The organism is Bradyrhizobium sp. GW821-FHT12B03, from assembly GCF_058807535.1.
This window is the reverse complement of the sequence record NZ_JBXAQU010000009.1, coordinates 241,487-260,522: the sequence shown is the minus strand read 5'-3', so window position 1 is coordinate 260,522 and position 19,036 is coordinate 241,487. Positions and strand designations below refer to the sequence as shown.

Below are 19,036 nucleotides of genomic sequence, written 5' to 3'. Positions count from 1 at the left end.
CCTTGCGATGCGCACCGCATCGCAAGGCTTGCCTCGAAGGATGGGCCACATACGCTTGCAATTCATCCTTCGAGGCGCGCGAAGGGCGCGCACCTCAGGATGACGGCTGTACGCGAGGATAGAAAAATCAAGGCTCGCATGCGCGAAGCGGCGTGCCGCAATCGGCGGTCCCGGATTACGCTTCGCTCCATCCGGGCTACGGCTCCTCATGCTCACCTTGCCGCCTCCTTCGCACCGTTGGCCCGGCCGCGCGCGACGTCCAGGAACACCTCCTCCAGCGTGGTGCGGTTGTAGCGGGCCATGATGGAATCGGGCGCGTCGTCGTCCTCGATGCGGCCGCGCTTCATGATGATGACGCGGTCGCAGAGACGCTCGACCTCGAGCATGTTGTGCGAGGCGAGCAGGATGGTGGCGTTGTTCTCCTTGCGGTAGCGCTCCAGATGGCCCCGCACCCAATCGGCGGTGTCGGGATCGAGCGAGGCGGTCGGCTCGTCCAGCAGCAGCAGCTCTGGCTGGTTGATCAGCGCTTTCGCCAGCGCGACACGGGTCTTCTGGCCGGCAGACAGCTTGCCGTTGGCACGGTCGATGAAATCGGTGAGGTCCAGATCGTCGGCGAGCCTGGCGATGCGATCGGCGAGGTTCTTCACCGCATAGAGCTTGCCGAAGATGGTGAGGTTCTGGCGTACCGTGAGCCGCATCGGCATGTCGACATAGGGGCTCTCGAAATTCATCCGCCCCAGCACGGAAGCGCTCTCTTCGGGCATCGGATGCCCGAGCACCTGCACGCGGCCGGAGGTCGGCAGCACCAGGCCCATGATCATCGCGATGGTCGTGGTCTTGCCGGCGCCGTTGCCGCCCAGCAGTCCGGTGATGCTGCCGCGCGGCAGCGAAAAGGAGATGTCGTCGACGGCGCGGGTCTGCTTGTAGACCTTGACGAGGTGATCGACCGCAATCGCCGCAGAGGAGCCGCGCTCCGCGACAGTCGGCGGACTTGAAGCTTTGTCGTTCCCGGTCATGCTGGGCCGTTCTTCTGCTATTGCAGCGGAGAGCGCAAGGCTTGTAATCCGGGTGGTTCCACCAGCCGCGCGTTTGTGACCTGAAGGCACCGCCACATTGGCCGATATGACCGAAATTGCCGCTTCCGACTTTCGACCCGCGCAGCGGCATATCCGCCTGGACACCATCCTGCGGCTGCGCTGGCTCGCGGTGCTGGGCCAGCTCGCCGCGATCTTCATCGTGGCGCAGGGGCTCGAGTTCAACGTCGAGATCGTCCCCTGCGTCAGCATCATCGCGCTGTCGGCCGCGCTCAATCTGGCGCTCCAGACAGCGGCCAATCCGATGCAGCGGCTGGAGCCGATGCAGGCGGCCGGCCTGCTCGCGCTGAACATCGTGGAGCTGGCCGGCCTCCTGTTCTTCACCGGCGGCCTGCAGAACCCGTTCTCGTTCCTGTTCCTCGCGCCGGTGCTGATCTCGGCGACCGCGCTGCCGGCCCGCTTCACCTTCGGGCTTGGCGTGCTGGCAGTCGCCTGCGCCTCGATCCTGTTCTTCTTCCATCTGCCGCTGCCCTGGGACTCCGACGATCCGCTGGTGCTGCCGCCGATCTATCTCGTCGGCGTCTGGCTCTCGATCGTGCTCGCGATCGGCGTCACCAGCCTCTACTCGTTCCAGGTGACCGAGGAGGCGCGCAAGCTTGCGGATGCGCTGGCCGCGACCGAGCTGGTGCTGACGCGCGAGCAGCATCTGACCCAGCTCGACGGCCTCGCCGCCGCCGCCGCGCACGAGCTCGGCACGCCGCTGGCGACGATCTTCCTGATCTCGCGCGAGCTGGAAAAGACGGTGAAGGATCCGAGCTTTGCCGCCGATCTGAAAACCCTGCGCGAGCAGACCCAGCGCTGCCGCGACATCCTCAGCAAGATCACCCAGCTCTCCTCCACCGGCGCACCGTTCGACCGCATGAAGCTGTCGGAGCTGATCGAGGAGGTGGTGGCTCCGCACCGCGATTTCGGCGTCGACATCAAGGTGCGGATCGCGGTGGCCGCCTTCGCCGAGCCGGTCGGCTCGCGCAATCCGGCGATCCTCTACGGCGTCGGCAACATCATCGAGAACGCGGTCGATTTCGCCCACACCACCGTCGAGGTGAACGCCTGGTGGAACAAGGACACGATCGAGCTCCTGATCTCCGACGACGGCCCCGGCATTCCGCCCGATATCCTCAACCGGATCGGCGAGCCCTATCTGTCGCGGCGGCGCACCCAGGATGATTCCGGCGGCGAGCGGCGCGGGCTCGGATTGGGCGTGTTCATCGCGCGTACATTGCTTGAACGCACCGGCGCCAAGGTCTCGTTTACCAACCGGATCTTTCCGGAACACGGAGCGGTGGTCCAAATCACATGGCCGCGGCAGCGTTTTGAGGCTATCGAGACGCTCGAAGAAACAATAGGATAGACCGCGACGTTGCGTCGCACGGACCGCCCGATCGACTATTGGCGGCCTTGGCGTCGATCGATTGCGACGCCATATGTGCATGTGCAGAGAGAGGACAACACCTTGAACGCCATCGCCGAACTGAACGAACAGACCGACCGCTCGCTTCTCATCGTGGAGGACGACAAGCCGTTTCTGGAGCGCTTGTCGCGCGCCATGGAAACGCGCGGCTTCGCGGTGACGTCGTGCGACACCGTCTCGGACGGGCTCGCGCAGATCGGCAAGTCGGCACCGGCATTCGCCGTGGTCGATCTCAGGCTCGGCGACGGCAACGGCCTCGACGTGGTCTCGGCGCTGAAGAAGAAGCGCCCCGACGCACGCGCGATCGTGCTGACCGGCTATGGCAACATCGCCACCGCGGTAACCGCGGTGAAGATGGGCGCGATCGATTATCTTTCCAAGCCCGCGGATGCCGACGACGTCGTCGCGGCGCTGCTGTCGACCAGCGCGGAGAAATCCGAACTGCCGACCAACCCGATGTCGGCCGACCGCGTGCGCTGGGAACACATCCAGCGCATCTACGAGATGTGCAACCGCAACGTCTCGGAAACGGCGCGGCGGCTCAACATGCACCGCCGCACCTTGCAGCGGATCTTGGCCAAGCGCGCGCCGCGGTAATTTCGGCCATCACGACTCTCTCCCCGTCATCCTGAGGTGCTCGCCTCTTCGGCGAGCCTCGAAGGGCGACGGCCCAGCGGCATCGCGGCCGTACATCCTTCGAGGCGCGCAAGAGCGTGCACCTCAGGATGACGGGACACGGGTCCCGTAGGGTAGGCAAAGGCGCGAAGCGCCGTGCCCACGACCTGTTTCGATTGGATAGAGGTGGTGGGCACGCTTCCGCCTTCGCTCTGTGAGCGACGGCGGACAAGTCGCTTTGCCCACCCTACGGCATCTGCATTCGCGGCGCCGCTATTCCCAGAATTCCGCGTGGCCCTGCGGATCGACCAGCCGGTTGATCCGCAGCGCCGCCGCCATCGCGAAACGCACGGTCATCTGCTTGCGCGTGGCAGCCGCGAGCTTGTGCTCGGGCGCGTCGCACTGCATGTGCGCGCCATAGGCGTCGGCGATGATCAGGCCGGTGTCCTGCGGAAAGATCTCGCATGGCAGGTCCTGCGTGAAGGCGAAGAACAGCCGGTCGCAATGGGCGCGGTATTCGTGCCATTTCTGATCAGCGCGCAGATCCTCGACCGACGACTTGATCTCGACGATCCAGATCTCGCCGCGCTCGTTCAGCGCCACCAGGTCGGCGCGCCGGCCCGAGGGCAACGGCAATTCGCTGATGCAGGTGAAGCCGAGCGACCGCAGCAGCCGCGCGGTGCCGCGCGCGATCGCCAGCGCCGTCTCGGATTGACGGCGGTCTGGCGGTGGCACGAGGGCGACGTTGCGGGCGGGGTCCATGAGTGGAGTTTAGCCGATTCCGTCGGAAGCGGACACTGCTCGAGAGTGGTCGAACAGCTGCCTATTTCTCAATGTCGTCCTGGCGAAAGCCAGGACCCATTACCCCAACAGGTCGTTGTAGCGCGAGCTGGTAACCACCAGTCTTCGTCAAATACCTTCCTGTGGGAATGGGTCCTGGATCTGCGCTTCGCTTGTCCAGGACGACGTTGGAGAATGACGCCGTCGCTTCCCCTGCCTTCTATGGCGGCGCCACGATCACCCCCTCATTCCCTCGCAGATCCAGCATCCCTTCCAGCCGCTCCCCCCCACGATCCAGAAACGTCGACAGCAATATCTCGCTGCCGAAGCGGATTGCGCTGGTGGTGACGGCGATCGGGTCGGGGCCGAGATTGAGCGCCACGATCACCGCCCTGCCCTCGGCCTCGCGGCGGTAGATCAGGAGATCGCCCTGCGCCGCAATCGGATGATAGCTGCCGGCGACCAGAGGCGGGCTGTGCTTTCGCAGCGTGATCAGCCGCTTGTACAGGCTGAGGATCGAGCGCGAATCGGCTTCGAGATTGACGACGTTCTCGCGGACATGATCCTCGGGCAACGGCAGCCAGGGCCTGACGTCCGAGAAGCCGGCAAACTCCGACATATCCCACTGCATCGGCGTGCGGCAGCCGTCGCGTCCCACACCGATGCCGGGCACGTTCTTCTCGAAGGGATCGCGGACATCCTCGGGCGAGATCGCGAGCTGATGCATGCCGATCTCGTCGCCGTAATAGAGCGTCGGCGTGCCCCGCAACGTCAGCAGCAGCATGGCGGCGACGCGGGCCTGCTCGGGCCCGACACGGCTCGCGACGCGCGGCCGGTCGTGATTGCCGAGCACCCAGTTCGGCCAGGCGCCTCTCGGCAGCGCCTTCTCGTAATCGTCGATGATTGTCTCGATCGAGCGCGCGCTCCAGAACGTCGAGAGCAGCGCGAAGTTGAACGGCATTTGCGCGCCGGTGAGATCGTTGCCGTAATAGGCCATCAGCCGGTGCAGCGGCAGATAGATCTCGCCGATCAGCACGCGGGCGCGATAAGCATCGGTGACGCGGCGCATCTCGGCGATGACGTCGTGCACCTCCGGCTGGTCGGTGGAATATTGCGTCATGATCTTTTCGTGCGCCGGCCGGCCCTCGACGTAATGCGGGTTTGGCGGATTGTCGCGAAACCCGGCGTCCTTGATCAGGTGCCAGATCACGTCGACGCGAAAACCGTCGACGCCCTTCTCGAGCCAGAACCGCATCACGTCGTAGATCGCGGCGCGGACGTCCGGGTTGCGCCAGTTGAGGTCCGGCTGCCGGGTGAGGAAGGCGTGATAGTAATATTGACCTGTCGTCTCGTCGAAAGCCCACGCGCTGCCGCCGAACTCCGACAGCCAGTTGTTCGGAGCGCCGCCATCGGGCGCCGGGTCGCGCCAGATGTACCAGTCGCGTTTGGGATTGTCGCGCGAGGACCGGCTCTCGACGAACCAGGGATGCTGGTCGGAGGTGTGGTTCGGCACGAGATCGAGGATCAGCTTGAGGCCACCGTCATGGACGGCTGCGAGCAGCGCATCGAAATCCGCCATCGTGCCGAACAACGGATCGATGCCGGTATAGTCGGAGATGTCGTAGCCGAAATCGGCCATCGGCGAGGAGAAGATCGGCGACAGCCAGATCGCGTCGACGCCGAGCGACTTCACATAGGGCAGCCGCCGCAGGATGCCCGCGAGATCGCCGACGCCGTCACCGTCCGAGTCCTGAAACGAGCGCGGATAGACCTGATAGAAGATGCCGTCGCGCCACCAATTCTCGCCCTGAGCCATGTCGAAGAATCCATCCGAAAATCCGCGTTCTCGCGCGAGAGAACGCGGAAGCAACGCCCCGGTTCAAACCAGCAGGCGAATTGGGACGGCCGTGTGACGGCCGAGGCCGCTGTTCCGGGGCTGGCCCACGAATCTTTTGCTTGGCGGCATGGCAAAAATCGGCATTGTGGCGCCATGACCGAGCAAAACGACACTCAAGAATCCCCGCAAGCCAAGGCCGGCGCGATCATCGTCCCGGTGACGCTGTTCGAGCAGAACTGCACCATCATCTGGGACGAGCCGACCAAGAAGGCCGTGGTGATCGACCCCGGCGGCGACGTGCCGAAGATCCTGGAGGCGATCAAGCAGACCGGCGTTACCGTGGAGAAGATCTGGCTGACCCACGGCCATATCGACCATGTCGGCGGCGCGGCTGACTTGCGCGATGCGCTGAAGGTGCCGATCGAGGGCCCGCATGCCGCCGACAAATTCCTGCTCGACAACGTGGTCGAGAGCGGCGCGCGCTTCGGCATGACCGGGGTGCGCAATTTCGCCCCCGACCGCTGGCTGGAGGAGGGCGACACCGTGTCGATCGGCGGCCTGTCGTTCGACATTTATCACTGCCCCGGGCATTCGCCCGGCAGCGTGGTGTTCTTCAACAAGGACTTGCGCTTTGCCCATGTCGGCGACGTGCTGTTCGCAGGCTCGGTGGGCCGCACCGACCTGCCCGGCGGCAGTCACGCCACGCTGATCAACTCGATTCTGACCAAGCTGCTGCCGCTCGGCGACGATGTCGGCTTCATCTGCGGCCACGGCGCCGGCTCGAGCATCGGCCAGGAGCGGATGACCAATCCGTTCATCACCGGCGAGATGTGAGCGCCTATTCCGCGGCGTCTGCGAGCGCCGCGGGCTGGTTCAGGTTGCGCTCGCCCCATTCGCGGATCGCAGCGACGACGGGCACGAAACTCTTGCCCTTGCGGGTCAGGCGGTACTCGACCTTCGGCGGCACCTCGCCAAAATCCTTGCGGTCGATCAGGCCGCTCGCTGCCAGCGCCTTCAATTCGCGGCTGAGCACACGCGGGGTGATCTCGGCGCTGCCTTCCGTGCCGCGCAACAGGCCGCTCCTGATCTCACCATAGCGGCGCGGGCCGTCCTTGAGATCCCAGACGATGCGCAGCTTGTACTTGCCGCTGATCATTTTCTGAAAGGCCGCGACCGGGCAGCTGCGTGCGGGGGCCATCTTCGCCATGTCGTTTCCTCCATGTGAAGGGGAGGATAGGAGCAACGGCGAAAAAGTCCATACTATCAATTTTGTCCATACTTGCAGGATCGCGTCCAGCGCGCAGATGATGACGCACAACGCGAACAGGGAGCGTCACATGAAGCACTTCATGATCAGGTACGAATTCAGGAACGGTACGACGGACGCCTGGCACCAGGAGATCGGCCGCTTCGTCAAGGCGATCGACGGCGATCCGGAGCTGAAAGGGCGGATCGGCTATCGCGTCCTGAAGAACCGCGACGACGGCAGCTATTTCCACCTTGCCAGCGCCGCGGACGATGCCGCGCAAAAGACGCTGCAATCGCGCGACTTCTTCAAGGCCTATCAGGAGATGACGCGGAAGGTCGCCGGCGGCGAGGTGACGGTGACGCCGATCGAGGTGATCGACGCGACGGCGTAGACTACTTCATCAATCCCGCGGCGGTCAGCGCGCGGGTGATGATCTGGCCGAGATCGAAGCCGCGGGCCTCCTCGCGCTTCGGCTCGGCAGGCTCTTCGGCCACTGCGGCGCGAATCGAGCGGGCGAGATGCGGCGCGGGCGTCAGCGCCGGCTTCGACGGGGGCTTGGCCTCCGCCTTCTTCGCCGCGTCCGCAATCCATCCGGTCAGGCCGAAGAATTTTGCGATGTGATAGGACGAGGAGATGCCGGCCTCGATCAGGAAGGCGCCTTCGATGCCATAGCGCTGGTCGTTGTCGGCCAGCCCGAGCGGCGTGCCGTGCGCCATGTCGGTGATGGCGTAGGACTCGACCAGCGTCTCGCCGTCCTTGTTCCACCAGGCCTGGCGCGGATAGCCGTCGACATTGGTCTCGGCCATCGGCATGTCGGGCAGGTCATGCAGGTCGAGCCACTGCTTGACGATCTCGTTGGCATTGCCGGGATTGACGGTGCGGTCGGCGCTGCCGTGCCACACCGACATCTTCGGCCACGGGCCGCGATAATCGGAGGCGTTGCGCACGAGATCGCCGAGCTCGCGCGCGGGACGCGCCGGCGAATGAAACATGCCGTCGAGCGCCTCGCGCAAATTCGAGGCGATGCCATAGGGCAGGCCGGCGATCACCGCGCCGCCGGCGAAGACTTCCGGATAGGTCGCGAGCATCACCGAGGTCATGCCGCCGCCGGCGGACAGGCCGGTGATGAAGACGCGCCTGGGATCGACACGGTGCGTCTCGGCCATATGCGTGATCATCTCGCGGATCGAGCGCGCTTCGCCGCCGTCACGTGCGGTGTCTTCGGGATTGAACCAGTTGAAGCAGGTGTTGCCGTTGTTGACGCGCTGCTGCTCGGGCATCAGCAGCGCGAATCCGTAATGCTCCGCCAGCGTCGACCAGCCCGCGCCGAGATCGTAGCTTGCCGCGGTCTGCCCGCAGCCATGCAGCACGACGACGAGCGCGCGCGGCTTCTGGAGCTGCTCCGGCACGAACGCGAACATGCGAAGATTGCCGGGATTGTCGCCGAAGTCCGCGACTTCCTCCAATGGACTGGACACGTCCGCGCCACGACCGAAGTCGGCAAAGCGCAGACCGTCCAGCTTTGGCAGACGTCTCAAGAAATCGACATTTCTGGCGAGGGACACGGCAACTCCTGGCAGGCGACTTTCAACGTTCAGCCAAACCAGATAGTTGCTGCGCTGCAAAATAAAAAGACCGTGCGCTGTCAATCTCTGCGAAATCACCGTAAATCCCGCAGAAATCCGCATGTATTAACCGCATTGCCTCAACTTCGTGCAGCGGCGCGGCGCATCCACGCCAGAAATGCGGCGCAGATCATGATTAATGTCACAAACAGCACGAGCGAGACGAGGAAAGCTGCGCGCGCTGATTGCAGCGCTTCGAGTGCGAAGAACACCGCGCCGATTGCGGCCACTCCGGCCGCATTTCCGATCTGCGCCGTGGTGCCGTATAGGCCGGAGGCCGAGCCTGCCGCGACGGGCTTTACCGTCGAGAGAACTGCACCGGACAGCGGCGCCATCACCAGGCCCTGGCCGTAGCCGAAGACGGTCATGGTGAGCGCAAGCGCGATCGGTGTCGGCGCATCGAGACAGAATGCAACGAGCGCGAGCGCGGCGAGGCCCGCGATCTGGAGCGCGCAGCCTTCGATCAACACCTTGGTGCCGCGATGCCGTGCCCGCGCGCCGCTATGACGCGAGGCCACGACGAAGGCGAGCGCAAGCGGAATGAAGGCCATGCCGGCCGCGAGCGGCGGGATCTTCAGGCCGCGCTGCATGAACAGCGTCATGACCAGATAGAACGAGAGATTGGCAAAGAAGAAAAAGAACGCGGCGCCGAGACCGCGCAGGAAGGCGGCGTCGGTCAGCAGCGTCAGATCGATCAGCGGCATGCCGCCGGCGCGCCCGACCGCGTGTTCGAGCTTCAGGAACACCGCGAGGATCGCGCCGCCGCCTCCCATCACCGCCCACAGCCATGGTGCCCAGCCGACATCGTGGCCGAACAGCAGCGGACCGATCAGGCACAACAGCCCGGCGAACAGCACCATGCTGCCCTTGATATCGAGCTTTGTGCCGGCCTGGCGCGGCACCGAAGGCATGATGCGCCAGGCGGCGGCCGCGATGACGAGGCCGCTGGGAACGTTGACGAAGAACACCGAACGCCAGCCGGTGCCGGCGAGATCGAGCGTGACGAGGAGACCGCCGAGCAGGAAGCCCGCGGCGCCCGCGAGTCCAAGCACGATGCCGTAGACGGCAAAAGCGCGGCCACGCGACTCGTCGGTGAAGAGCAGATGCAGCGTCGCCAGCACCTGCGGCACCATCAGCGCCGCGGTGGCGCCCTGCGCCAACCGTGCGATGATCAGCTCCATGCCGGACTGTGCGAGCCCGCACCACAGCGAGGTCAGGGTGAAGCCGAGCACGCCGGCCAGGAACACGTTCCTGGTCCCGTGGATGTCGCCGAGGCGGCCGCCGGTGACGACGAGCGTGGCATAGGCGATCAGATAGATCGCGATCACCGATTCGATCTGTGCCGGCGTCGCGTGCAGGTCGATTGCGATGGTCGGAATGGCGACGTTCACCACGAAGGCGTCGACGCCGAACATGAACTGGGCAGCGACGACGATGGCGAGCACCCACCAGCGACGGGTCGAATCGATCTGCTTTGTGACGGTTTGATGCATTTGCGCGCGGACCTTGCGGATTTTATTTGCGCGCGATGCTCCCAGATCGGCGTCGTCTGCGCGATTACCTCCGAGGTAGGAGTTGTCGCCCTCTTGCTCCCCTGACTGCGTCCTTGGCCCGATTGCTGCATGTCGGTTCCCGCTGGTCTCGTGGGGGTTCGGAAGTCTTCCGATGTACGACTACGACATGGTGGTGATCGGCTCGGGCCCGTCGGGGCGCCGGGCCGCGGTGCAATGTGCCAAGCTCGGCAAGGCCGTGCTGGTGGTGGAGAAAGGCCGGCGGGTCGGCGGCGTGTCCGTCCACACCGGCACCATTCCCTCAAAAACCCTGCGCGAGACCGTGCTCAATCTGTCCGGCTGGCGCGAGCGCGGCTTCTACGGCCGCTCCTACCGGGTGAAGCAGGACATCGCGGCGAGCGACCTGATGACCCGGCTGCAGAAGACCCTCGACCACGAGGTCGAGGTCCTGGAGCACCAGTTCAGCCGCAACCTGGTGCGCACCGCCAATGGCGAGGCGCGGCTGGTCTCGCCGCACGAGGTCGAGATCACCAGCGCGATCGGCGAGGTCAAGGTGGTGTCGGCCGCCTTCATCCTGATCGCCTGCGGCACGCGCCCGTTCCGGCCCGACTACGTGCCGTTCGACGGCACGAGCGTGCTCGACAGCGACGAGATCATCGAGCTGCCGAAACTGCCGCGCAGCCTGGCGGTGATCGGTGCCGGCGTGATCGGCGTCGAATATGCCACCATCTTCAGCGCGCTCGACGTGCCCGTGACGCTGATCGAGCCGCGGCCGACCTTCCTTGATTTCATCGACAAGGAACTGATCGACGAGTTCATGCACGAGCTGCGCGACCGCAACGTCGCGCTGCGGCTTGGCGCCAAGGTCAACTCGATCGAGAAGAATGCCCAGGGCAGCATCGTCACGCATTTGTCGGACGGGCGGCACGTCACCACGGAAATGCTGCTGTTCGCGGCGGGGCGCGTCGGCGCCACCGACCGGCTCAACCTCGAGGCCGCCGGCATCGCCGTCGACCATCGCGGCCGCATCGCGGTCGACCCCGTGACCTTGCAGACCAGCGTGCCGCACATCTACGCTGCCGGCGACGTGATCGGCTTTCCGAGCCTGGCCTCGACCTCGATGGAGCAGGGCCGCGTCGCCGCCTGCCACGCGCTCGGCATGGAGCCGATGGCGCCGCCGGAATTCTTTCCCTACGGCATCTACTCGGTGCCGGAGATCTCGACCGCCGGCCTCACCGAAGAAGAGGTGCGCACGCGCGGCATCCCCTACGAGGTCGGCATCGCCCGCTTCCGCGAGACCTCGCGCGGCCACATCATGGGGCTGAACAGCGGCATGATGAAGATGATCTTCTCCACCAAGACGCGCCGGCTGCTCGGCGTGCACATCCTCGGCGAAGGCGCCACCGAGCTGATCCACATCGGCCAGGCGGTGCTGAACCTCAAAGGCACGATCGACTATTTCATCCAGAACACGTTCAACTATCCGACGCTGGCGGAGGCGTACAAGATCGCCGGGCTGGATGCGTGGAACAGGATGACAAGGTGAGGATGCCTCCTCTGCGTCATGGCCGGACTTGTCCCGGCCATCCACGTTCTTCCCGCGCACGATAGAGCAGGACGTGGATGCCCGGGACAAGCCCGGGCATGACGAGTCTGCGGAACGGCCTTCGCTCCAAACCAAGCACGCATGCCTGCATTCCGCAGCACGGGACATCGCGCGATTGCGTTCGCTTGTTTCAGCACGTAGCCTCTCGGTCTCAACAAACAGAAAATTCAGCCGGAGAGAACGCCATGGCGCGCCTGAAGTTCGGAGCCTTTCTTGCCCCGCATCACCCGATCGGGGAGCATCCGATGCTCCAGTTCCGGCGCGATCTCGACCTGGTCGAGCAGCTCGATGCGCTCGGCTATGACGAGTTCTGGTGCGGCGAGCATCATTCGTCCGGCTGGGAGATGATCGCCTCGCCCGAGATGTTCCTGGCCGCCGCCGGCGAGCGCACCAAGCGGATCAAGCTCGGCACCGGCGTGGTGTCGCTGCCCTATCACCATCCCTACAACGTCGCGCAGCGCATGGTGCAGCTCGATCACATGACCGGCGGGCGCGCCATCTTCGGCTCCGGACCGGGCGCGCTTGCCTCGGACGCGCACACGCTCGGCATCGACCCGATGACGCAGCGCGACCGCCAGGACGAGGCGATCGGCGTGATCCGCCGCCTGTTCAGCGGCGAGCGCGTCACGGCGAAGAGCGACTGGTTCACCATGAACGACGCCGCGCTCCAGATCCTGCCGTTGCAGGAGGAGATGCCGTTCGTGGTGGCCTCGCAGATCTCGCCCTCCGGCATGACGCTCGCCGGCAAATACGGCATCGGCATCATCTCGCTGGGCTCGATGACGACGCAGGGCCTGATGTCGCTGCAACAGCAATGGCAGTTCGCCGAGGATGCCGCGAAGAAGCACGGCACGACGGTCGACCGCGCCGACTGGCGCGTGCTCTTGACCTTTCATATCGCCGAGACCCGCGAACAGGCCCGCAAGGAGGCCGGCGCCGGGCTGATGCGCTGGCACAACGAATATAATGTCGGCACGCTGCAGCGGCCGGGCCTCACCGCATTCGCCTCGCCCGACGAGGCCGTGGACAAGACCGCCTTCGTCGAGGGCGCGGCGTCCACCATCGGCACGCCCGACGATCTCGTCAAAACCATTGAGAACGTGATGCAGGTGTCCGGCGGTGTCGGCGCCGTCATCGGCTTCGTGCACGACTGGGCCAATCCGGAAGCCACGCGCCGCAGCTGGGACATGGTCGCGCGCTATGTCGTGCCTGAAATCAACGGCTATACCGACGGCCTGCGCCGGTCGCAAAAATTCGTGATCGAGAACCGCGCGATCTTCGAACGTGCGGGCCAGGCCGTGATGGCCAAGATCATGGAGAACGAGAAGGCTGCCGAGGCGCTGAAGGTGACCGGCCCCGGCCGTGTCGCGATTCCCGCCGTCAATGCGCCGGATTTGCAGAAGGAAGCCGCCAAGCGGTAGGCCGCGGAACTATCTCCACACTGGCAATGATGCGGGCTGAGCCTACCGCATCGCAGCGCCCGAAACGTGCTATATTGGCAGCAAGCCAATCGGAGCAAGCGTCATGTCGATGCAGAATGTGGCCGCCTCTGCGCTTCAGTTCACCGCGCCCAAGCGCAACGAGCTGACGCATATTCCCGGCGACGAGGGCTGGCCGATCATCGGCAAGACGTTTCAGGTTCTGGCTGACCCCAAGGGCCACATCGAGGCGAACGGTGCCAAATATGGCCCGGTCTACCGCACGCATTTCTTCGGCGAGACCAACGTCGTGCTGCTCGGGCCCGAAGCCAACGAGCTCGTGCTGTTCGACCAGCAAAAGCTGTTCTCCTCGACGCACGGCTGGAACAAGGTGCTTGGGCTGCTGTTTCCACGCGGATTGATGCTGCTCGATTTCGACGAGCACCGGCTGCATCGCAAGGCGCTGTCGGTTGCGTTCAAGTCCGGGCCGATGAAATCCTATCTGTCCGATCTCGACCGCGGTATTTCCGCGCGCGTGGCGCAGTGGAAAGCCAAGCCCGGCGAGATGCAGCTCTATCCGGCGATGAAGCAGCTCACGCTCGATCTGGCTGCGGCGTCCTTCCTCGGCGCCGACATCGGGCCGGAGGTCGACGAGATCAACCGCGCCTTCGTCGACATGGTCGCAGCCTCCGTCACACCGATCCGCCGCCCCCTGCCCGGCACCCAGATGGCGCGCGGCGTGAAGGGCCGCAAGCGCATCGTCGCCTATTTCCGCCAGCAGATTCCGCTCCGACGCGGCAATCACGGCGGCGATGATCTGTTCTCGCAGCTCTGCCGCGCCACCCATGAGAACGGCGCACTGCTCTCCGAGCAGGACATCATCGACCACATGAGCTTCCTGATGATGGCGGCGCACGACACGCTGACGTCGTCGCTGACCTCCTTCATCGGCGAGCTCGCCGCCAATCCGGACTGGCAGGACAGGCTGCGCGCCGAGGTTCTTGCGCTCGGGCTGCCTCCCGGTTCGCCCAGCAGCTTCGACGATCTCGAAAAGATGCCGCTGTCGGAGATGGCGTTCAAGGAGGCGCTGCGCATCAAGCCGCCGGTGCCGTCGATGCCGCGCCGCGCGATGCGCGATTTCACCTTCAAGGGCTTTACCATTCCCGCCGGCACCGCGATCGGCGTCAATCCGCTCTATACGCATCACATGAAGGACATCTGGCCCGAACCGGATCGCTTCGATCCCTTGCGTTTCACCGAGGAGGCCCAGCGCAACCGCCATCGCTTCGCCTTCGTGCCGTTCGGCGGCGGCGCGCATATGTGCCTCGGCCTGCACTTCGCCTACATGCAGGCCAAATGCTTCGCGCGGCACTTCCTCCAGAACATCGAGGTGTCGCTGGAGCCGGGCTACAAGCCGGACTGGCAGATGTGGCCGATCCCGAAGCCAAGGGACGGGTTGCGGGTGCGGGTGAAGGCGGTGTGAATTCGTAGGTGGGTTAGTTAGCCGAAGGCGTAACCCACCTCTTTAATCTCCGCGACGACAGAAGTGGTGGGTTACGCTTCGCTAACCCACCCCTACGGCTTCGGCTTCCGCGGCTGCTACACCCCCTGATCGAACGCCTTGCGCAGGGCGATGTAGCCCTGCTGCTGTTGGCTCCAATTGCGGCCGCCGGTCATGGCGCCGTCGATGACGAGGTCGTGGCCGTTGATGAAGCTGGATTCGTCGCTCGCCAGGAAAACCGCCGCATGGGCGATGTCGTCGGGGATGCCGGCGCGCGGGATCGGCTGCGCGGTCTTGTAGACCTCGCGCATCACTGCCGGCGTCTTCTCCGCGGCATCGGTCGCCAGCCCGAGCGCCTTGCCGAAAATGCCGGTCGCGATCGCGCCGGGCGAGATCGAGTTGACGCGGACGTTGGATTCGCCGAGCTCCATCGCCACGCATTTGGTGAGATGGATCACCGCCGCCTTGGCCGCGCCGTAGACCATGGACGAGGAATAGCCGGCGAGACGGCCGGCGATGCTGCCATTGTTGATGATGCTGCCGGACCCCTGCTTCTTCATATGGGGCGCGGCGTGCTTCATGCCGAGCATGACGCTGCGCACCAGCGTCGCCATCGCCGCGTCGAAGCGCTCGACCTCGAGGCCCTCGATGCCGCCGGTCTGCGCCGGACCGCCGGCATTGTTGAACAGGCAGTCGATGCGGCCGAATTTGTCCACGGCGAGCGCGATCAGCGCCTGCATCTGCGCTTCGACCGTCACATCGGCCTGGCGGAAGACGCAGTTGGCTCCAAGCTGCTTCGCCAGCGCCTCGCCTTCCGGTATACGCCGTCCCGCGATCACAATTTTGGCACCTTCGGCAACGAAGACTTCCGCAGTCCGCAATCCGATCCCGCTGGTCGCGCCCGTGATCACCGCCACCTTGCCGTCCAACCTGCCCATGGAATGCCCCTGTTTCTAGACCATTTGACGCCAAATGGCGGACACCGATCGATGGCGGCGCCACGACGGTCACTATTCCTGCCGGCCCCCGACAAGGCAAGCTTTGCTTGCGCTCGCCAGATGCGTAACATTCGTGACGAACGCAGATCGCAACCGGGCGGCGCATGGAGAAGCTGATCGACGAATTCCGCAAGGGCTGGCAGGGTGCGGCACCGCCATCGCTCGCTCTGAGCATTGCCTTTGCGGTCGCCTGTCTGCTGGTTGCGACGCTGGCGCGCTGGGGCCTCGCGCATGTGCGGCCTGACGTCTACTTCACCCCGTATTTTCCGGCCGTGTTCTTTGCCGCCGCATTCGGCGGCTTCCGGATCGGCGTCGTGACGGCGGTCATCGGGGGCGTGCTCGGCGTCGTCGTGAATTTCGGCGGTGCCCTTGCCGATCACGCGCGCTTTGCCCTGCTGGCACTCTACTGGGCCGTCTGCGCGCTCACCATCTGGGGCGTCGAGCACTATCGCTCGCTTCTGATCGAGCAGCGCCGGATCTCCAGACGCCTGATCGAGGAAGAAGACTATCGCAAGCTGCTGGTCGACGAGCTCCAGCACCGGCTGAAGAACAAGCTGTCGACGGTGCACGCCGTGATCCACCAGGTGCTGCACGACCAGCCGCAGGTCTGGGCCCGGATCGATCCGCGGCTGCGCTCGCTGGCCACCACCGACGATCTGATCTCGCGGATCGACAAGGCGGGCTGCGACATCCGCGATCTCCTGATCGCGGAGCTCGGGCCTTACGGCCATGTCCGCTTCACCCTCAACGGCGACCGGCTGTTCCTGCCGCCAAAGCTCGCGGTCACGCTGTCCCTGATGTTTCACGAGCTCGCCACCAACGCCGGCAAATACGGTGCGTTCTCCGCGCCGCGCGGATTGTTGCAGGTGTCATGGACCGTCAGCGGCGACCGCCTGACCGTCACCTGGGACGAGACCGAGGGCCCGAGCATCGGCCAAGTGTCGGCGCCCGGCTTCGGCACCAAGCTGCTGAAGTCGGCGCTGTCCGCCTTCGACGGCAAGACCGAGGTCTCGTATCTGGAGACCGGCCTGCATTGCATCATGCAATGCCGCATCCCCAAGAGCGGATAGTCTGGATAGCAAGACTTGGTCGATCGGGTCGCCGAGGCTTCCACACCGTCATGGCCGGGCTTGTCCCGGCCATCCACGATCTTTGTTGGCAACAGCCAAGAACGTGGATGCCCGGGACAAGCCCGGGCATGACGACATCTCATCGCGCAACACGACTCGAAACAAGAGAAAGCTGTCCGCGCGCTCCGCTCGCGATTTCGCTAGCGCCATTGACGTCCTGTTAATGACGATCCGCGGCGCGCGTCGCATCGTCGCAAGTTTCGTCGAAAACACCCCCGTATTTCTCCGGAGCCCTTAACCAAACTTAAGAGGGAACCGCGCAAGATCGCGTCCATTGCAAAGGCGCGCTGAAACAACAAGATTCATGACTTCTATGAACGACAACAGATATTCCGGCGCGAGCGAAGCCGAACTCGGATTTCTCAAGGAAATCGTTAGAATGCTGCCGGCCGGCCTGACCGTGCAGGACGCCCATGGCGAGCTTCTGCTCGTGAACGATGCCGCGGCGGCGCAGCTCGGCATGGACGGCAGCCGTCCCTCAGCCGATCTGGCGACGCGCCGCGAAGCCTGCCGCCAGGCGCTGAGCGCCGGCCAGGCCGTCGTCACCGAGGAAGCCCTGCATGACGGCCCGGCCCGCCAGGTGCTGCTCACGACCCATCGTCCCGTTCGTCTCGCCGGACGCGAGCTCCTGATCTCGGCCTCCTCCGACATCACCGAGCAGAAGAATTTCGAGGACCAGCTGTTCCGCTCGGCCTATTTCGACGAGCTGACCGGCCTGCCCTCGCGTCGCGTGATCGAGCATCGCGCCAACACCCTGCTGGCGCGCGATCGCGGCGGCGAGCGTTTCGCGCTCGCCTTCCTCGACGTCGACAATTTCAAGCACATCAACGACTATTATGGCCACGCCGTCGGCGACGCGCTGCTGGTCGAGCTGTCGAAGCGGCTCGGACGCGATTTGCGCGACTCCGACATGCTGTCGCGCATCTCCGGCGACGAATTCTTGCTGCTGCTCTCCCCGATCCAGAGCCAGGAGGAAGTTGCCGAATTCATCCAAGCGACGCTGGAGCGGTTGACCGCGCCGTTCTTCATCGACAATTCGGAGGTCTTCGCCTCCACCTCGGTCGGCATCAGCCTCTATCCCGATCACGGCGGCAGCTTCGAGACGCTGCGCCAGAACGCCGACATCGCGATGTACCGCATCAAGAACGACGGCAAGGGACTGGCCGCCTTCTTCGACGCCAGCATGGAACGCGAGGCGCAAGCGCGGACCAAGATCGAGCAGTCGCTGCGGCTCGCGATCCTCGAAAAGCGTTTCTGCTGCGCGTTCCAGTCCAAGGTCGACATCCGCACGCAGGCCGTGAAGGGCATCGAGGCATTGGTGCGCCTGCGCGACGACGAAGGCGTGATCCAGGCGCCGGGCTCGTTCATCAACCTTGCCGGCGAGCTCGGACTGATCGACGAGCTGACCCATCTCGTGCTCGCCGAGATCGTCAAGTCGATCGACCTGATCAACGACACCTTCGGCGCGGAAGCCTCCATCAGCATCAACGTCGCCGCCAAGCAGGCCGGCAATCCCGAGTTCATGCGCAGCTTCGCGCAGGCGCTCGACGACACCGGCTTTCCCCAGCGCTTCATGATCGAGGTGACGGAAGACGCCTTCGTCGCCAAGAGCCATTTCCAGTCGGAAATCCTGCCGATGTTCCGCAAGCTCGGCGTCGGCATCTCGATCGACGACTTCGGCACCGGCTATTCCTCGCTCTCGGCGCTCGCCGACATCACCGCCGACGAGATCAAGATCGACCGCTCCTTCATCACGGACATCCATAAGCGCCCGCGCAGCCAGGGCATCCTGCGCGCGATCGAATCCTTGAGCGAAGCGCTCGGCATGACCGTGATTGCCGAGGGCCTCGAATCCTACGAGGAGCTCGCCTACCTCCAGGCCGCGACCAAGATCCGCTACGCCCAGGGCTATTATTTCTCGCGGCCGATCTTCCTGGAGGAGCTGAAGCTCGCAACACCCGCCTCCAGCGAGTCCCGCGCCAGCGTGGCCACCCGCCCGATGCAGCAGAACCGGCAGGGCTATTCGCGCGCGAACGGGTATCGGCGGTAGGCCCCAGTGTCGTCCTGGCGAAAGCCAGGACCCATTACCCCAGGGAGCAGTTGTGGCCCGTACAGGTCACCACGAGTCTTCGCCAAACACCTTCCTGGGGTAATGGGTCCTGGATCTGCGCTTCGCTTGTCCAGGACGACGACCGAGAATGAGCCGCGCCACAAGCCGCCAATTCTCCCCTTTGAAATTGCTGCCCTTTTGGTAATAAACA

The 19,036-nt window shown here is 64.7% G+C and carries 16 protein-coding genes; 9 read left to right on the top strand and 7 right to left on the bottom strand.

Features of this window, described 5'->3' with window-relative positions:
* Positions 1-212: 212 nt before the first annotated feature.
* Entirely contained in the window at positions 213-1,016 is an 804-nt protein-coding gene (locus AC1RUR_RS19670; protein WP_492846919.1) for an ABC transporter ATP-binding protein, read from the bottom strand.
* A gap of 106 nt (positions 1,017-1,122) precedes the next feature.
* Between AC1RUR_RS19670 and AC1RUR_RS19665 the strand changes: the two genes are divergently transcribed.
* Together AC1RUR_RS19665 and AC1RUR_RS19660 are read left to right on the top strand one after the other, a co-directional pair.
* The gene (locus AC1RUR_RS19665) at positions 1,123-2,445 is read left to right on the top strand and encodes an ActS/PrrB/RegB family redox-sensitive histidine kinase (RefSeq protein ID WP_492846917.1); all 1,323 of its coding nucleotides are present in this window, start codon (positions 1,123-1,125) and stop codon (positions 2,443-2,445) included.
* 102 nt (positions 2,446-2,547) lie between these two features.
* On the top strand, positions 2,548-3,102 hold the full coding sequence (locus AC1RUR_RS19660) for an ActR/PrrA/RegA family redox response regulator transcription factor (RefSeq protein WP_164934823.1): 555 nt from the start codon (positions 2,548-2,550) through the stop codon (positions 3,100-3,102).
* A gap of 291 nt (positions 3,103-3,393) precedes the next feature.
* Here the strand turns inward: AC1RUR_RS19660 and AC1RUR_RS19655 are convergent, their stop codons facing one another.
* The gene (locus tag AC1RUR_RS19655) at positions 3,394-3,882 is read right to left on the bottom strand and encodes an MmcB family DNA repair protein (protein ID WP_492846915.1); all 489 of its coding nucleotides are present in this window, start codon (positions 3,880-3,882) and stop codon (positions 3,394-3,396) included.
* A 238-nt stretch (positions 3,883-4,120) separates the two neighbouring features.
* Positions 4,121-5,716 (bottom strand): alpha-amylase family glycosyl hydrolase, encoded by a 1,596-nt coding sequence (locus tag AC1RUR_RS19650; protein ID WP_492846913.1) that lies wholly within the window; start codon positions 5,714-5,716, stop codon positions 4,121-4,123.
* Between the two features lie 174 nt (positions 5,717-5,890).
* Between AC1RUR_RS19650 and AC1RUR_RS19645 the strand changes: the two genes are divergently transcribed.
* Positions 5,891-6,571 (top strand): MBL fold metallo-hydrolase, encoded by a 681-nt coding sequence (locus tag AC1RUR_RS19645; protein WP_492846911.1) that lies wholly within the window; start codon positions 5,891-5,893, stop codon positions 6,569-6,571.
* A gap of 4 nt (positions 6,572-6,575) precedes the next feature.
* On the opposite strand, the gene AC1RUR_RS19640 is transcribed toward AC1RUR_RS19645, so the two are convergent.
* The gene (locus AC1RUR_RS19640) at positions 6,576-6,944 is read right to left on the bottom strand and encodes a winged helix-turn-helix transcriptional regulator (RefSeq protein WP_492846909.1); all 369 of its coding nucleotides are present in this window, start codon (positions 6,942-6,944) and stop codon (positions 6,576-6,578) included.
* A gap of 130 nt (positions 6,945-7,074) precedes the next feature.
* Here AC1RUR_RS19640 and AC1RUR_RS19635 point away from each other — a divergent pair, with 130 nt between their 5' ends.
* Positions 7,075-7,377, top strand: coding sequence for a hypothetical protein (locus AC1RUR_RS19635; protein ID WP_492846907.1), 303 nt, complete (start codon positions 7,075-7,077; stop codon positions 7,375-7,377).
* A gap of 1 nt (position 7,378) precedes the next feature.
* Here the strand turns inward: AC1RUR_RS19635 and AC1RUR_RS19630 are convergent, their stop codons facing one another.
* Both AC1RUR_RS19630 and AC1RUR_RS19625 read right to left on the bottom strand, forming a co-directional pair.
* Entirely contained in the window at positions 7,379-8,551 is a 1,173-nt protein-coding gene (locus tag AC1RUR_RS19630; RefSeq protein ID WP_492846905.1) for an extracellular catalytic domain type 1 short-chain-length polyhydroxyalkanoate depolymerase, read from the bottom strand.
* Positions 8,552-8,691: 140 nt separating this feature from the next.
* Complete coding sequence (locus tag AC1RUR_RS19625; protein ID WP_492846903.1) at positions 8,692-10,104, bottom strand: MFS transporter; 1,413 nt, start codon at positions 10,102-10,104, stop codon at positions 8,692-8,694.
* A gap of 172 nt (positions 10,105-10,276) precedes the next feature.
* On the opposite strand from AC1RUR_RS19625, the gene sthA reads away from it, so the two are divergent.
* The 3 genes from sthA to AC1RUR_RS19610 all read left to right on the top strand — a co-directional run bounded on the left by sthA (position 10,277) and on the right by AC1RUR_RS19610 (position 14,629).
* Positions 10,277-11,668: a Si-specific NAD(P)(+) transhydrogenase gene (gene sthA, locus AC1RUR_RS19620; protein ID WP_492846901.1), complete on the top strand. Its 1,392-nt coding sequence runs from the start codon at positions 10,277-10,279 to the stop codon at positions 11,666-11,668.
* 245 nt (positions 11,669-11,913) lie between these two features.
* Positions 11,914-13,149: an LLM class flavin-dependent oxidoreductase gene (locus AC1RUR_RS19615; protein ID WP_492846899.1), complete on the top strand. Its 1,236-nt coding sequence runs from the start codon at positions 11,914-11,916 to the stop codon at positions 13,147-13,149.
* 103 nt (positions 13,150-13,252) lie between these two features.
* The gene (locus tag AC1RUR_RS19610) at positions 13,253-14,629 is read left to right on the top strand and encodes a cytochrome P450 (protein WP_492846896.1); all 1,377 of its coding nucleotides are present in this window, start codon (positions 13,253-13,255) and stop codon (positions 14,627-14,629) included.
* 116 nt (positions 14,630-14,745) lie between these two features.
* Here AC1RUR_RS19610 and AC1RUR_RS19605 read toward each other — a convergent pair whose 3' ends face one another.
* The gene (locus AC1RUR_RS19605) at positions 14,746-15,585 is read right to left on the bottom strand and encodes an SDR family NAD(P)-dependent oxidoreductase (protein WP_492846894.1); all 840 of its coding nucleotides are present in this window, start codon (positions 15,583-15,585) and stop codon (positions 14,746-14,748) included.
* Between the two features lie 164 nt (positions 15,586-15,749).
* Here AC1RUR_RS19605 and AC1RUR_RS19600 point away from each other — a divergent pair, with 164 nt between their 5' ends.
* Both AC1RUR_RS19600 and AC1RUR_RS19595 read left to right on the top strand, forming a co-directional pair.
* Positions 15,750-16,715, top strand: coding sequence for a sensor histidine kinase (locus tag AC1RUR_RS19600; protein ID WP_492846892.1), 966 nt, complete (start codon positions 15,750-15,752; stop codon positions 16,713-16,715).
* 373 nt (positions 16,716-17,088) lie between these two features.
* A complete protein-coding gene (locus AC1RUR_RS19595; RefSeq protein WP_492846890.1) occupies positions 17,089-18,825 on the top strand; it encodes a putative bifunctional diguanylate cyclase/phosphodiesterase in 1,737 nt (578 codons plus the stop codon).
* Positions 18,826-19,036: the final 211 nt, after the last annotated feature.

Bases quoted from the DNA above. Each gene is read 5' to 3' on its own strand.
- sthA (WP_492846901.1), top strand. From the start codon at position 10,277: ATGTACGACTACGACATGGTGGTGATCGGCTCGGGCCCGTCGGGGCGC.
- AC1RUR_RS19650 (WP_492846913.1), bottom strand. From the start codon at position 5,716: ATGGCTCAGGGCGAGAATTGGTGGCGCGACGGCATCTTCTATCAGGTC.
- AC1RUR_RS19625 (WP_492846903.1), bottom strand. From the start codon at position 10,104: ATGCATCAAACCGTCACAAAGCAGATCGATTCGACCCGTCGCTGGTGG.
- AC1RUR_RS19655 (WP_492846915.1), bottom strand. From the start codon at position 3,882: ATGGACCCCGCCCGCAACGTCGCCCTCGTGCCACCGCCAGACCGCCGT.
- AC1RUR_RS19610 (WP_492846896.1), top strand. From the start codon at position 13,253: ATGTCGATGCAGAATGTGGCCGCCTCTGCGCTTCAGTTCACCGCGCCC.
- AC1RUR_RS19670 (WP_492846919.1), bottom strand. From the start codon at position 1,016: ATGACCGGGAACGACAAAGCTTCAAGTCCGCCGACTGTCGCGGAGCGC.
- AC1RUR_RS19635 (WP_492846907.1), top strand. From the start codon at position 7,075: ATGAAGCACTTCATGATCAGGTACGAATTCAGGAACGGTACGACGGAC.
- AC1RUR_RS19595 (WP_492846890.1), top strand. From the start codon at position 17,089: ATGAACGACAACAGATATTCCGGCGCGAGCGAAGCCGAACTCGGATTT.
- AC1RUR_RS19605 (WP_492846894.1), bottom strand. From the start codon at position 15,585: ATGGGCAGGTTGGACGGCAAGGTGGCGGTGATCACGGGCGCGACCAGC.
- AC1RUR_RS19600 (WP_492846892.1), top strand. From the start codon at position 15,750: ATGGAGAAGCTGATCGACGAATTCCGCAAGGGCTGGCAGGGTGCGGCA.
- AC1RUR_RS19665 (WP_492846917.1), top strand. From the start codon at position 1,123: ATGACCGAAATTGCCGCTTCCGACTTTCGACCCGCGCAGCGGCATATC.
- AC1RUR_RS19645 (WP_492846911.1), top strand. From the start codon at position 5,891: ATGACCGAGCAAAACGACACTCAAGAATCCCCGCAAGCCAAGGCCGGC.
- AC1RUR_RS19615 (WP_492846899.1), top strand. From the start codon at position 11,914: ATGGCGCGCCTGAAGTTCGGAGCCTTTCTTGCCCCGCATCACCCGATC.
- AC1RUR_RS19640 (WP_492846909.1), bottom strand. From the start codon at position 6,944: ATGGCGAAGATGGCCCCCGCACGCAGCTGCCCGGTCGCGGCCTTTCAG.